Raw genomic sequence first — 13505 nt, forward strand, 5'->3', positions numbered from 1 at the left:
TGGTTCCATGAGTTTCAGCCACCTGTGCCGTGTTCTGACTCTCATCCTGTTGCTGCCGACAACCGTCTGGAGCGCTACCGTGCCGATTGAACCCGGAGTTTCCCTGGCCCTGGCCGAGTCGAGGGCGGCACGGGTTACGGGAGTCAGTTATCAGCTGACACTGGATATTCCCGCCGATCAGGAGCAGCCGATCGACGGCCGCATCGTTATTGACTTTGAGCTCAGTGACAATAGCGAACCACTGCAGCTGGATTTCAATCAGGACGCGGGGCACCTGCGCCGGGTACGCAGCACCAGCAGTCGCGATAGCAATGGGAACGCCCTCGCCGGCGCCGCTTACCGGTTCGAGCAGGAACATCTGCTGATACTCCCCCAGGCGCTGCGTAAAGGCCGCAATCGGCTGGAGATCGAATTCGTCGCCGGCGACAGCTCACTGAATCGCAACCCGGACTTTCTCTACACCCTGTTCGTCCCCGACCGGGCCCGAACCGCCTTTCCCCTGTTCGATCAGCCGGATATCAAGGCTCGCTACCAGCTCAACCTGACAGTGCCCGCCGACTGGGATGCCGTGGCCAATGCACCGCTGGAGCACAAACAATCCGCCGAGGGCCGAAGCACCTATCGCTTTGCCCTGTCCGAGCCGAACAGTTCCTACCTGTTCTCCTTCGTCGCCGGCCAGTTCCAGCGTGTTACCCGGAGCATCGATGGGCGCGAGATCAACCTCCTGCACCGGGAGACCGACCGTGAAAAGCTGGCGCGCAACATGGACAGCATCTTCGAGCTGCACGCCGCTTCACTGCGCTGGCTGGAAGCATACACCGGCATACCCTATCCCTTTGCCAAGTTCGACATGGCATTGATTCCAAGCTTCCAGTATGGCGGCATGGAACACCCCGGAGCCATCCAGTACCGGGCCTCTGACCTGTTCCTGGACGCCTCACCCACTGACGTGCAGCTGCTGAACCGCGCCACCCTGATCGCTCACGAGACTGCACACATGTGGTTCGGCAACCTGGTGACCATGAAGTGGTTTAACGATGTGTGGACCAAGGAGGTGTTCGCCAACTTTATGGCCGCGAAGATTGTCCAGCCCTCTTTCGAGGACATTGATCACCAGCTGAGCTTCCTGCTGGATCATTACCCCGGGGCCTACCGGGTTGACCGCAGCGATGGCAGCAACCCGATTCGCCAGTCACTGGCCAACCTCAACCAGGCGGGACAAATGTACGGGCCCATCATCTACCTGAAGGCGCCCATTATGATGCGGCAGCTGGAGTTGGTGGTGGGTGAGCGCAATTTTCGCCTGGGCATGCAGAAGTACCTGCAGGCGTTTGCCTTCGGCAACGCCACCTGGCCCGACCTGATCGCCATCCTCGATCCGCTCACCGGGCAGGACCTGCAACGCTGGAGCGAAGTCTGGGTGAATTCTCCCGGCCGCCCCCGGTTCCAGGTCGACAAAGACACCGGCGGTAAACTATCACTACAGCAACAGGATGTGGCCGGACTCGGCAGAACCTGGCCACAGCAATTCGACATAGACTTCGGCGACAGGAAGCAAACCGTCAGCAGTGCCGACCAGCCCGTCGCTTTGGCCGAGGAGCCTGTGCAACTCAACAGCGATGGCCTGGGCTACGGCCTGTTTCCGGTGGAGGCAGCACAACTCGCCGGCCTGCAAAACAAAGAAGCGCTGGCGCGTGGCGCATTACTGATCGACGCCTGGGAGAATTTTCTGGAAGGAAAACTGACCAGCCCGGATCGCTACCTGACGTTCCTGCTGGAAAATATCGACGCCGAGCAGAATCAATTGATTCTCGGGGAGCTGCTGGCGCAGCTGTACCGGGTCCACAGCAGTTTCCTCGATTCGGCGGCGCAGCGGGCTGTACAGTTACAACTGGAAAACACACTGATATCCGGCCTTGAGGCAGCGGCAGACCCGGGGCGGGCCAGATTGTTCCTCGAAAGCTACTCCCAGCTAGCCAGAACCACCCGGGGTTTGGAGTACCTGCGCGACATCTGGGACGGCAGCGTCGAACTGGAGAGCCTGTCGTTGTCGGAGAACGACCGCATCGCGCTCGCGGAAAACCTGGCCATCGGCCTGCCTGAGCAGGCGGCGGCGATACTCGCCAGCCAGCGCAAACAGATTGAGAACCCGGATAACCTGCGCCGCTTCGATTTTGTCGCCGCCGCGCTGTCCCCGGAGGCGGCGATCCGGGATGAGTTCTTTGCGAGTCTTGCCGAGGTGGAACAACGGGCCACTGAAATATGGGTGCTGGATGCGCTGGACTACCTGCATCACCCCACCCGGGTCAGCCACGCGGGCAAGTACATATTGCCCAGCCTGGAGTTGCTGGAGGAGATCCAGGTGACTGGCGATATTTTCTTCCCCGCAGGCTGGGTCAGTGCCAGCCTGCGCAACCACTACAGCCCGGCGGTGGTAGAAACAGTGGCAGCATTCCTGCGGGAGCGGCCCCACTACAACCCGCAACTGCGGCTGAAGATCCTGCAGTCGGTTGACATGCCGGAGCGCGCCAGCAAATACCACCAGCGCTAGCTGTCGACCAGGATTTTTTCCAGCGCCGTGCGGATGGACGCCGGTATGGACACGGCCTTGTCCCTCGCCCGTTCCACGAACACGTGGACAAAATGACCGTTGGCGACAGCCACCTGCTCGCCCTTGCGGAAGATGGCCAGACCGTACTGTACCGAGCTGTTGCCGAGGCGGTCGACCCGCAGGCCGGCTTCCAGTTCATCCGGGTACGACACCGGCGAGTGATAGGCGCAACCGGAGTTGACCACGTAACCGACAATCGAGCCGTCGCCGATATCCAGCCCACCCTCTTCGATCAGGTAGCGATTGGCTGCCGAGTCAAAGTAGGCGTAGTAGGTCACGTTATTCACATGGCCATAAATGTCATTGTCTGCCCAGCGGGTCAGTATCGGATAGAACACCCGGTAGTCATCGCGGACCGGCACTTGCTCTCGGCTCATCAATCATCTCCCCTGCAAAGTCGTCAGTAGGCGGCGCGGTATATCGCCAGGGCATCGTCGTAAGCGACTTCCCGTGGATTGTTGACCAGCAGCCGCTGCTGCAGCATGGCGTCCTCGGCCAGCATTTCCAGGTCTGACTCGGCAACGCCTGCGCTGGCCAATGTTGCCGGCAGTGCCAGGTCGTCGATCAGTTGCCGTAACGCCTGTATCAGCGCGGCGGTCCGATCCTCTTCACTGGCGGCAGCCTCGCCCGGGACGATCAACTCACTCAACTGCGCATACTGGGCACTCGCCGCCTCGGCGTTGAATTCCAGCACGGCCGGTAACACCAGCGAGTTACTGAGCCCGTGGGGAATGTGGTAGTGCCCACCCAGCGGATAGGCCAGGGCATGCACTGCCGCAACCGGGGCATTGGCAAAGGCCTGCCCGGCCATACAGGCGCCGAGCAACATCGCTTCCCGGGCTTCGCGGTTACTGCCCTCATGCACCGCTGTACGGATATTCGCCGCCAGCAGCACCAGGGCCTGGCGCGCCAGGTTGTCTGACACCGGATTCTTCTGGTGGCGGGATGTATAGGCCTCTATGGCATGCACCATGGCGTCCACGCCGGTCATGGCGGTCACGGCAGGGGGCAATCCCAGGGTGAGTTCCGCATCCAGGACCGCCACATCCGGCAGCAGTACCGGCGAGGAGACTCCCGCCTTGGTGGTTTCCCCTGTGGTGATCACGGCCACCGGAGTCACCTCGGAACCAGTGCCGGCGGTGGTGGGTACCAGTATCAGAGGCAGGCGACAGCCACTGACCTGCCCCACCCCGTACAGTTCGGCGAGGGGCTGCTCGCCACCGAGCAACACCGCGACCACCTTGGCCACGTCCATGGAACTGCCACCACCGATGGCGATGACGCCATCAACTCCCCGCACCCGACCCAGTTCGGCTGCAGCAAGCACGGTCGCCTCCGGCGGGTCCTCGCGCACCTGGTCGAACAGCACCACGGATATCCCGCTGGCGCCCAGGGCTTCTATGGCTGGCTGCACCAGGCCGATACTCACCAGCCCGGGGTCGGTAACCAGCAGCGGCCGGGATACCCCCAGCCGCTGACACTGGTGCGCCAGTTGCAGCGCACTGCCGGCGCCGCAGACGATTTTCGCCACCGTGTTAAACTCAAACCCCTGCATAGTCGCTCCATGGTCGTTGTACAACAGAGCACTGAAACTAATTCAAGCTTCCCGGCCATGCAACCGTTTTGCCCTTATCTCTGGCCTGCTATGCTCTTCCTGAAAAGCCACACAACAGGCACCGAGATGGGACATCCACACCCCCGGGACATGGTCACACACCTGGCGCAACGCTATGCCGGTAACGAGCAGGGCCCGGCGGCGTGCTCAGAACGCATCCCCGTCAATCATTACACGGACCCGAAACACTTCGAGCGGGAACGGGAAAAGCTGTTCCTGCAACGCCCCCTGCTGCTTGCGCACGAGACCCGGATACCCGACGCTGGCGACGCCATTGTCCAGGACTTGCTGGGGCTGCCCGTGGTCACCGTGCGAGGCGCCGATGGCAACATCCAGAGTTTCCTCAATGTCTGCCGCCACCGGGGCATGCGCCTGGTCCAGGGGCAGGGTCAGGTCCGCCTGCGTTCGTTTGTCTGCCCCTATCACCAGTGGACTTACGGGCTCGACGGTGGCCTGCGCAACATACCCAGGGCGGAAAGTTTCCTCGATGTCGATAAAGCGACCCTGGGGCTGGTCGAGCTGCCGACCGCAGTGCGCAATGGCCTCATCTGGATACAACTCACCCCCGGTGCCAGCATGGACATCGACGCCCACCTGGCCGGCTTGGGAGACGACCTGGATTACTTCAAACTGGGCGACTTCCAGTATTGCCAGCACAGCGTGCGCGAGGTTGCCGCCAACTGGAAACTCATCCAGGACGCCTTTCTGGATGGCTACCATGTCACCCGCCTGCACAGGAATACCGTGGGTCCATTCTTCCCCGATGCCCTGGCGGATTCCCAATTCATCGGCGATCACCTGCGCAACGCGGTGGCCCGCAACGAAATTGCCGAGGCCGTGGGACTGCCGCCGGGGGAGCTCGGCGACCTCCGACCCTACGCCACCTTTTCCTACACCACGTTTCCCAACGCGGTGCTGGTCATACAACCCGATTACACCAGCATTATCTGCCTGTTCCCGGTTGCGGTGGACAAGACGGTATTCGTCCACACCATGCTGGTGCCACATGCCCCGGCCAGTGACGAGGAGCGCGACCACTTCCGCCGCTCCTTCGAGCTTATCGATGAAGGCGTCTTCGCCGCTGAGGACATTTTCGTGGCGGCTGGAACGCAGCGGGGCCTGGATTCCGGGGCCAATGACTCCCTGCTGTTTGGCGGGCTGGAGGAAGCGGCGATCCGCTTCCACCAGGTGATTGCCCGGGAATTGCGCTAATCAGCCGTCACGGAAGGTGGCATTAACCGGCTGCGGTGACTCCGCCATATAGGCCTTGAGCTCATGGCGACCAACGACCATGCGGTGCACCTCGTCGGGGCCGTCCGCCAGTCGCAGGGTACGTTGCGCCATATACATGCCCGCCAGCGGCGTATCCTGGGACACACCCAGCGCACCAAACATCTGGATGGCCTGGTCAACAATACGAATGGACACATTGGGCACCGCGGTCTTGATCATGGAAATCCACACACGGGCTTCCTTGGCTTCGACATTGTCCATCATCCAGGCGGTTTTGAGCGTCAGCAGGCGAGCCTGTTCGATATCCATGCGGGCATTGGCGATGATGTCGACATTGCCGCCCAGGCGTGCCAGCGGCTTGCCAAACGCCTGCCGCGACAGCGAGCGCCGGCAGAGCAGCTCAAGGGCTTTTTCTGCCGCACCGATAGCACGCATACAGTGATGAATGCGGCCGGGGCCGAGGCGCCCCTGGGAAATTTCGAAGCCGCGGCCCGGACCCAGGATGATATTGTCCTTGGGAACCCGTACATTGTCGAACTTCTGGTGCATGTGGCCGTGGGGCGCATCGTCCAGAGAAAACACGTGCATCGGTCGCACATTGCTGAATCCCGAGGTATCCATGGGTACCAGGATTTGCGACTGCTGCAGGTGCTTGGGGGCCTCGGGGTCGGTCTTGACCATCACGATCATGATTTTGCAGCGGGGGTCACCGGCACCTGACACATAGTGCTTCTCGCCGTTAATTACCCACTCTTCGCCATCCAGCACCGCCTCGGTAGAGATATTGGTGGCATCCGAGGAGGCCACAGCGGGTTCCGTCATGGCGTAGGCTGAACGAATCTCTCCGTTGAGCAGAGGCTGGAGCCACTGTTTTTTCTGGGCCTCGGTGCCGTATTTATGCAGCACCTCCATGTTGCCGGTGTCCGGGGCGGAACAGTTGAAGGCCTCTGCCGCCAGGTGGGACTTCCCCATTTCCTCAGCGAGGTAGGCGTATTCAACGGTATTGAGGCCTGAGCCGCCGTCGCCATCGGTGAGGAAAAAGTTCCACAGGCCACGAGCCCGGGACTTTTCCTTCAGACCATCGAGAATCTCCAGCTGTCGCTGGGTAAGTTCCCAACGATCGCCCACCGCGACCTCCTCGAAGAACTCGTGCTCCAAGGGCAACACTTCGTTTTCGATAAACTCTTTTACCTCCGCCAGCAGCGGGGCGACGCGGTCACTGATTCCCAGATCCATAATCCATTTCCCTGTTTATGAGTAATTGCTTGAATCGGGGAAGTGTAGCAGCGAATCGGCGCGGGATATGTCACATGGGAGACACCTTGTACAGGCCCCGCCGGGGCGAGGCCTGTACAGCCCACCTCACTCAGAACTCAAAGACCAGTTCCGCGCCATACATCCGCGGCGTAAGGAAGGTGTTGGCGGTAGTGCCGATGGCGTAATTGGCATTGTCGCGGTCCTGCAGGTTCTTGGCCCACAGGGCGAGCTGCCAGTCACCGCCCATCATCTCCAGCCCGGAGAGGCTGAACCGTGCATTCAGCAGGCCGTAGGCCTCCACGGTGATCTCGCCAAAGTTGGTGTTAGCCAGGGCGAGCTGGTCGTCCTGCCAGGCGTAATCCGCGTGCAGGCGATAGGTACCGTAGCTCACCGGTATATCCCAGTCGGCATTGATCGAGTAGGCGTGCTCGGGTGCCCACACCAACTCGGTCGTATCGGAACGATCGGAGCCATCGGGAAAGATCGCATCGTCAATATCCGTATCCATGTAGGCATAGCTGACACCCAACAGGAAATTCTCGGCCAGGGCCCAGGTCACATCCAGTTCCAGCCCGTCGACAGTGGCTTCGCCGGAATTGAAGACTTCCACAAACTGCGGGCTGTTTACCGGGTCGGGCAGGTAGTCGAGAATCACGTCATCGATAACCATGTGATAGATGGCACCATTGAGACGCAGGCGCTGGTCCAGCAGCTCCGTTTTCCACCCCAGTTCGTAGGACTCCAGGGTTTCCTTGTCGAAGGCCCGGCTGAAATCCGCCAGGCTGTTGCGGCTGGAACCGCCAGAGCGGAAACCGGTGGAGTACTTGATATAGGTGGAGATGTTCTCGGTCCACTGGTAATCGGCAATGGCCGTATAGTCCGGCTCATCCAGGTTGGAGTCGGAGGCGCCGGGGCCAAACGAGTTCCATAGCAGGCCGTCATTGGTACGCACGGCGCTGCGCTCATCGTCCGTGTAGCGCAACCCCAGGGTCAGGTCCAGGCGCTCGGTGGCGCTCCATGTGGCCTGGCCGAACACCGCCCAGGACTCGACGTCGGTATCCACCACATACTCGCCCAGGTAAAGCGGAAAGAACAGGGTGAAATCCGAGCAGAACGGGTCCGCCGTGGAGCCGTCACTGCAGGGCGTGGGCGGGAAACTGGTGAAGTCCAGGGCGATGATGCCGGTCCGGTCCACGGTTGCCCGGTCCAGGTACTGTCGTTCCGCCTGGTTTCCTTCCTCGTCGAAATAGTAGGCGCCGGCCACCCAGTGCAGGCGATCGTAGCTACCGATCAGTTGCAGTTCCTGGGAGAACTGCTCGTGGTCTGTGACCGTGTTGATCTCCAGCGAACCGGCGTTGTCGAAGGACTGGCTGAAGTTCTGTGAGGCATCGTCCTCGAACTCCCGGTAGCCGGTAATCGATTTCAGGGTCAGGTGATCCCCCATGACCCACTCGATCGTCAGGTTGTGTCCCTGCACCTCCGTTTCTGTTTCGGGCAGGTAGTAGGCAAACCTGCCGCCGCCCGTGGGTGTCCGGGTCTCCTCCAACCGCGTGCGAAACCTGCTGGTCACCGGATTGAAGGCTGGATCAAGGCCGCCGGTTGGGCCGCTGTACTGGAAATACCCCGGCGCAGTGTTCATGTCGGAGTAGTCGTAGCTGTAATCGACCACCAGGTTTTGAAGGCCGTCGAAACGCAGTGCGACGCGATAGCCCTCGGTCTCGCGCAGGTAATAGTCAGTGTAATCCAGCCCCGCTACAGCGTTGGGGCCTTCATTATCGACCCAGCCGTCCCGCTCGGAAAAGCTGGCGGTAAACTTGGCCTTGAGGCCGCCCATATCGTTCAGGTTGAGGTGGCTGACGCTACGCCAGCTACCGTAGTTCCCCGCACCCAGCAGTTGCTTGAAACCCAACTCCCCGGTCGGTTTGGCATTGATAAAGTTAACGGCGCCGCCTGTGGTATTACGGCCGTACAGGGTGCCCTGGGGGCCGCGAAGAATTTCTATCCGCTCCAGGTCGGAGAGCTCCGCCAGCAACCCGGTGGAACGCGCGGCGTAAACGCCATCGTAATAAACCCCCACCGTCGGGTCCTTGGTGATAACGATGGAGTCGGCGTTACCAATACCACGAATAAACAGGGCCATGTTATTGCCCGCGGTCGGGTACAGCGGCATCTGCAGACTGGGTGACGCCGCCCCGACGTCCTGGGCATTGAAAAGCCCCATGCTCTCGATGTTGTCGGCGTCGTAGGCCGAAATCGCCACGGGGATGTCCTGCAGTGACTCGGTGCGTTTCTGTGCGGTGACAATGACCTCTTCCAGTTGCGCGTACGCGCTGCCGGTGGCCAATCCGGAAGCCAGCACAACAGCTGCTGACAGTCGCTTGCGGTTTGCTTTCATGGGTGATCTCCCAGGTTATTAAAATAATCATCCGGGCCTCGCGGCCCCTGCCTCCAATATACGAAATCACCCGGAGAAATGGTCGTAAAAATTCACAGCCAGCCCCCGGGTTAAAGATTTATTTATCCTTATAATCAATGTCTTAGGAAATAGCGGCAAAAACGCCCTAGATGCATTGCCGGGTGGTAGAACTATTTATACTCCACGCCAGCACTCCGGCCACAGGTGCGACCCGGGCCGGCTATTGCGAGGTTACGACTGACAGGGGATCGGGGTGAATGAGTACTTCCGCACCGGGAAAGACCTCCACCACGGCACTCTCCACCTCGACAACAATCCGATGTGCCTCCCGCAGGCTGAGATGATCGTCCAGTTCGATGTGCATCTGCACAAAAGTGTCCTTACCCGAGCGCCGGGTTCGCAGGTCGTGCAGCCCCCTCACCTTCGCGTGCGAAAGCACGATCTGCTCGATTTCCAGCCGTTCTTCATCGGGCAGCTCCCGGTCCATAAGGTGGTCAAAGGCGTGGCTGATAATTTCCCAGGCGCTGTACAGGATGTAGAAAGCAATGGCGATGGCAAACAGCGGGTCGAATCCTGGCCAGCCCCAGCGGGATAATGCCAGCGCCAGCAACACACTGGCGTTGACCAGCAGGTCGGTGCGGTAGTGAAGCGCATCCGCGCGAATGGCGGTGGAATCCGTGCGCAGGATGACGTGGCGCTGGAATGTCAGCAACAACAGGGTCATGGCAATAGAGAACACCATCACCCACATCCCCAGCCCAAAGCCCCCCAGGGCAACCGGCTCCAGCATGCGCTGTATCGAGGCATACACCAGGAACAGCGAAGAACCGCAGATCAGGGCTGCCTGCCCCAGTCCGGCGAGGGCTTCCGCCTTGCCATGGCCAAAGCGATGTTCACGATCTGCGGGGGACAGGGCATGACGCACCGCCAACAGGTTCAACAGCGAGGCAACCGCATCCAGGCCGGAATCAACCAGGGTGGCGAGCAGGCTCACCGAACCGGAAAGCTGCCATGCGAGCAGCTTGGCGCCTATCAACACTGTCGCCACGGACACTGAGGCGTAGGTTGCCAGGCGCATTAACCGCGCAGCCTGTTCCGGCGCGATGCGGCCTGGGTGAGTCGAACGAGTCATTGGGTGGAGCGCAGCTCCCGATCAGGCATCCATTTGCGACGCGGGGCGGATGAACAGACCCTCGGCACTGGCGGTCACCTGACCGTCCACCCGCATTTCGCCCCGGCTGAATTGCTTGCGGCCGGAGTTTCGCTCGTTGACGGCCCACAATTCGATGGGCCGATCCAGGGGCGTGTGCCGCAGGTATTTTATCGTTAACGTGCCGGTAAATCCCGCGCTACCGCTGATTACATTGGCCATGGACAGCAGTTCATCGAATACTGCGGCAATAATGCCCCCGTGCACGCTGTTCGGCGGGCCAGCATAGGTGGGTGAGAAGATCGCCTCGCCACGGACTTCGTTGCCATCGCGCCACATGCGAATGGGCGGAGCCACCGGGTTACGCGCGCCACTCACCGGGCTGTAGGGCATGCATCGGGTCAGGTCGTCCTCCAGCCAGCCCAGTCCGGGCGTATCGCTGGCGATCGAAACGGTGGACCAGCCTTCCCCCTGCCTGAGGTAGGGTGTCAGTGATTCCATGGCGGCGCGAATATGCTCGGTGGCCGTCGCCAGCACAGGATCGGGGGCATGGCTGCAGCGTAACAGCCTGATCAGTTCACCCGCCTCGGTATTGACGGCCTCGACCAGTTCCCTGTCGCCCGCTGTCTCGTCCTGTTGAAAACTCATACGCCCATGCCCTCGCAACTGAGTTGCCAGAGTGACCCAGGCTGACGCGGGCTGCAATCCCGCTACTGAGAATTCCAGGGCTGGTCCAATATGGCAGCCGGAAACTGTGCCTGCAGGGCGCTAACGCCTGGCGACACCCAGTTGCCCCAGAATGGCTGCCATGTCTTCCGCCGAGGTAGCGGGGTTTACCTGGTCATCAATCTTGAGGATACGGCCATCCTTGCCGATGTAGACAGTCTCACGCTTGGCGAACCCCATGGGGTGCAGAACCCCAAAGGCACTCGCTGTCGATTTTTCCGGGTCACTCAGGAGGGGAAAATCAGCCCCGGTTTCCTCGGCAAAGCCAATGTTGTCTTCCAGGGGGTCCACGCTGGCCATGAAGTAACTGACATCATATTCGCGAATCAGGTGCCCCTTCTCCGCCAGAGATTTGCATTCCACCGTGCAACCACTGGTGTAGGCCCGGGGAAACCAGGCGATAACCACGGCCTGTTTATCGCGGTAGTCCGACAGGGTATAGGTCTGGCCATCGGAACCTTGCAGGGTGAAGTCAGGTGCCATGGCACCGACTGCCAGTTCCCCGGCCTGCGCCAGGGTGGTGGCGACGAGCATCGCGGCAGCGACAAGGTGATTAAATGGGCTCATTGATTCTCTCCTGCTGGAACTGGCGATTCTTGAAAGTGTACGCGGCAAGCGACGAAATGGCCTTCCCTTTGGTTCACTCAACCGCTGGCAGATTCGGCCTTGAACAGCGCCACCGGGGCTGCCGGCGCGGTCTGTAGCGGTGCGGCCAGCAGAGGTTCAGCCGATGAATGCACAAATTTCAATACCTGGCGGGGTAACTCGCCAAGGAATACCGGCCTGGTTTGTGGACTCCGGTAGGGCTCCGCCCGGATGCGTTCATACTGGCGTTGCATGTCCTCGATCAGACGTGCCCGCACGTCCCTGGCCTCGCCACCGGTGGTCACGCCGCCGTGAAACTGGTGAAAGGTTCCCTCTCCCAGTAACACCACGTGCTCGACGCCCGGGAACTCGCAGGCCCGTTTGTACAGGTCCAGGTTGACCAGGCCGCCACCACGGAGATTAAACCGGGTATCCATGCCACCGAGTCCGGCCCAGATGTCCCGGGGAATGCTGATACAGTTGCTCTCGCTGTTGGGACGAAAAAATCCGGCCGCGCAGGAGCCACTGAAGCAGGCGATATCGAACAGGCCATAGCCATTGGCGGGCCAGCCGATAGAACTGATCAGCGCCTCGTCCTCCGCTACACCATAGCCGTCATCCACAGCTTCCTGTTGTAGCTGGTCACCAATGTGATAGCCAGGCACGGTAACCACCGCCTTGTCACTCAATCGATGCCCGCGCAGGATATTGCGCACCACCCCCGGGGTCACCATGCGCGCACCATCGATCATCACGCAGACATAGCGGCCGCGACTGATGCCCACGCCATGATTGATCGCATGCACTGGCGTGGGTTCGCGCTCTGCGCGCAGATGATAACTGAAATTTTTTGGCAGGCTGGCAACCAGCTTGCGACTCAGGTGGTTGTCCGATTCGTTCTCGACCACGATCACTTCGTAATCCGATTCCGACACTCCCTGCTGGTATTCCGCCGACAGGGAGTACAGGGTTTTTTCTGCCTGCAACGGCATGTCGTAGAGGATAACGACAATACTGAGCGCCGGACCGCCGCTGGTTACGGTTACATCCTGAGAAGCATTCCCACCACTCATTATTTTTCTTATATGGGTCAGCATTGCGGGACCTCAGGCAGCCAGTCGCTGCAATTTACGGTAGAGCCGACGAACCTTCCATGGGACAACGCCCTCATTCTCCCTGTGAGCGGATCTCAGGTTTTCATCAAAAAACTCGCCCTGCCACCGGGTGGCATCAAACCCCATGGCACCGAGCACCTGCTGCAGCTTGTTCTGGAACAGCGACTGTTCATCATCGAAACTCAGCAGCGGAAAGGCGGCTTCGCGGTATTGGCGCAACAGGCGGCGATTGTACTCATACCAGAGTTCCAGACCCTGATCGATGGGCATGCCGCTGCGGTTAGCCAGTGACTGCGCCACCGCCAGGGGATGGCGAAAGATACCGATGTATTGCAGGTGCGGGAACAGTTGCCTCCAGCCTGCGAGGGTTAACAGCGTTCTGGGGTCCTTGAAGCCAAAGGGACTGAGATCCGCATAGCTGGCAAAAAGCTCCCGGGCAGATTCCATCTCCCCCTGGGGCCAGTCAATGTCTGCGGCAGGAGGCTTGTCCCAGGCGGCGCCTGCGAAAGCCAGCACCCGATCATTGATGTCCACAATCTGCTGGTTTTCCCGGTTTCCCTTGAGGTTATGGGGATTCCAGGTGTGGATAACTCCCATGTGCAGGCCGGCTTCCTGCAGTGACCCGGTGAGGCAGCTGGTACCACTGCGGTGCATGCCCAGCACGCAAAGAATTTGCTCAGGAGCGGTATGACATACCTTGGCTGTCTGCAGATTACTACTGTTCACGCGGTTGGAAGTCCATCGCCAGCAAGCGGGCGAGATTCTTATAATTCACATACGTAGGGGCCAGAGTATAT

General features: G+C 60.4%; 11 protein-coding genes. 2 read left to right on the forward strand and 9 right to left on the reverse strand.

The window, feature by feature from the left end; translation table 11 throughout:
- Positions 1-7 precede the first annotated feature (7 nt).
- Positions 8-2551, forward strand: coding sequence for a M1 family metallopeptidase (locus E2F43_RS13910; RefSeq protein ID WP_133213684.1), 2544 nt, complete (start codon positions 8-10; stop codon positions 2549-2551).
- On the opposite strand, the gene E2F43_RS13915 is transcribed toward E2F43_RS13910, so the two are convergent.
- Positions 2548-2988, reverse strand: a complete 441-nt coding sequence (locus tag E2F43_RS13915; RefSeq protein WP_133213686.1) for an acyl-CoA thioesterase — start codon at positions 2986-2988, stop codon at positions 2548-2550. The two genes, E2F43_RS13910 and E2F43_RS13915, sit on opposite strands and share 4 nt — an antisense overlap.
- Before the next feature lie 23 nt (positions 2989-3011).
- A complete protein-coding gene (locus tag E2F43_RS13920; protein WP_133213688.1) occupies positions 3012-4166 on the reverse strand; it encodes an iron-containing alcohol dehydrogenase in 1155 nt (384 codons plus the stop codon).
- Between the two features lie 126 nt (positions 4167-4292).
- On the opposite strand from E2F43_RS13920, the gene E2F43_RS13925 reads away from it, so the two are divergent.
- Complete coding sequence (locus E2F43_RS13925; RefSeq protein WP_165954321.1) at positions 4293-5438, forward strand: aromatic ring-hydroxylating oxygenase subunit alpha; 1146 nt, start codon at positions 4293-4295, stop codon at positions 5436-5438.
- On the opposite strand, the gene E2F43_RS13930 is transcribed toward E2F43_RS13925, so the two are convergent.
- The 7 genes from E2F43_RS13930 to E2F43_RS13960 all read right to left on the reverse strand — a co-directional run bounded on the left by E2F43_RS13930 (position 5439) and on the right by E2F43_RS13960 (position 13434).
- Positions 5439-6695 (reverse strand): acyl-CoA dehydrogenase family protein, encoded by a 1257-nt coding sequence (locus E2F43_RS13930; RefSeq protein WP_133213692.1) that lies wholly within the window; start codon positions 6693-6695, stop codon positions 5439-5441.
- Positions 6696-6825: 130 nt separating this feature from the next.
- Complete coding sequence (locus E2F43_RS13935) at positions 6826-9111, reverse strand: TonB-dependent receptor (RefSeq protein ID WP_133213694.1); 2286 nt, start codon at positions 9109-9111, stop codon at positions 6826-6828.
- 241 nt (positions 9112-9352) lie between these two features.
- A complete protein-coding gene (locus E2F43_RS13940; protein ID WP_238946925.1) occupies positions 9353-10264 on the reverse strand; it encodes a cation diffusion facilitator family transporter in 912 nt (303 codons plus the stop codon).
- Positions 10265-10285: 21 nt separating this feature from the next.
- Positions 10286-10930, reverse strand: a complete 645-nt coding sequence (locus E2F43_RS13945) for a PaaI family thioesterase (RefSeq protein WP_133213696.1) — start codon at positions 10928-10930, stop codon at positions 10286-10288.
- Positions 10931-11050: 120 nt separating this feature from the next.
- Positions 11051-11575 (reverse strand): peroxiredoxin, encoded by a 525-nt coding sequence (locus tag E2F43_RS13950; RefSeq protein WP_133213698.1) that lies wholly within the window; start codon positions 11573-11575, stop codon positions 11051-11053.
- 77 nt (positions 11576-11652) lie between these two features.
- Positions 11653-12666 carry a glycosyltransferase family 2 protein gene (locus E2F43_RS13955; RefSeq protein ID WP_238946926.1) on the reverse strand — a complete coding sequence of 338 codons (1014 nt, stop codon included), beginning with the start codon at positions 12664-12666 and terminating at the stop codon, positions 11653-11655.
- Positions 12667-12699: 33 nt separating this feature from the next.
- The gene (locus E2F43_RS13960; protein ID WP_238946927.1) at positions 12700-13434 is read right to left on the reverse strand and encodes a sulfotransferase; all 735 of its coding nucleotides are present in this window, start codon (positions 13432-13434) and stop codon (positions 12700-12702) included.
- Between the last annotated feature and the right edge of the window lie 71 nt (positions 13435-13505).

This window comes from Seongchinamella unica (assembly GCF_004354085.1).
Classification (GTDB): Bacteria; Pseudomonadota; Gammaproteobacteria; order Pseudomonadales; family Halieaceae; genus Halioglobus; species Halioglobus unicus.

What these genes read in the sequence shown, in the direction of transcription:
- E2F43_RS13910 (WP_133213684.1), top strand. Translation starts at nt 8, where the DNA reads ATGAGTTTCAGCCACCTGTGCCGTGTTCTGACTCTCATCCTGTTGCTG.
- E2F43_RS13915 (WP_133213686.1), bottom strand. Translation starts at nt 2,988, where the DNA reads ATGAGCCGAGAGCAAGTGCCGGTCCGCGATGACTACCGGGTGTTCTAT.
- E2F43_RS13920 (WP_133213688.1), bottom strand. Translation starts at nt 4,166, where the DNA reads ATGCAGGGGTTTGAGTTTAACACGGTGGCGAAAATCGTCTGCGGCGCC.
- E2F43_RS13925 (WP_165954321.1), top strand. Translation starts at nt 4,293, where the DNA reads ATGGGACATCCACACCCCCGGGACATGGTCACACACCTGGCGCAACGC.
- E2F43_RS13930 (WP_133213692.1), bottom strand. Translation starts at nt 6,695, where the DNA reads ATGGATCTGGGAATCAGTGACCGCGTCGCCCCGCTGCTGGCGGAGGTA.
- E2F43_RS13935 (WP_133213694.1), bottom strand. Translation starts at nt 9,111, where the DNA reads ATGAAAGCAAACCGCAAGCGACTGTCAGCAGCTGTTGTGCTGGCTTCC.
- E2F43_RS13940 (WP_238946925.1), bottom strand. Translation starts at nt 10,264, where the DNA reads ATGACTCGTTCGACTCACCCAGGCCGCATCGCGCCGGAACAGGCTGCG.
- E2F43_RS13945 (WP_133213696.1), bottom strand. Translation starts at nt 10,930, where the DNA reads ATGAGTTTTCAACAGGACGAGACAGCGGGCGACAGGGAACTGGTCGAG.
- E2F43_RS13950 (WP_133213698.1), bottom strand. Translation starts at nt 11,575, where the DNA reads ATGAGCCCATTTAATCACCTTGTCGCTGCCGCGATGCTCGTCGCCACC.
- E2F43_RS13955 (WP_238946926.1), bottom strand. Translation starts at nt 12,666, where the DNA reads ATGAGTGGTGGGAATGCTTCTCAGGATGTAACCGTAACCAGCGGCGGT.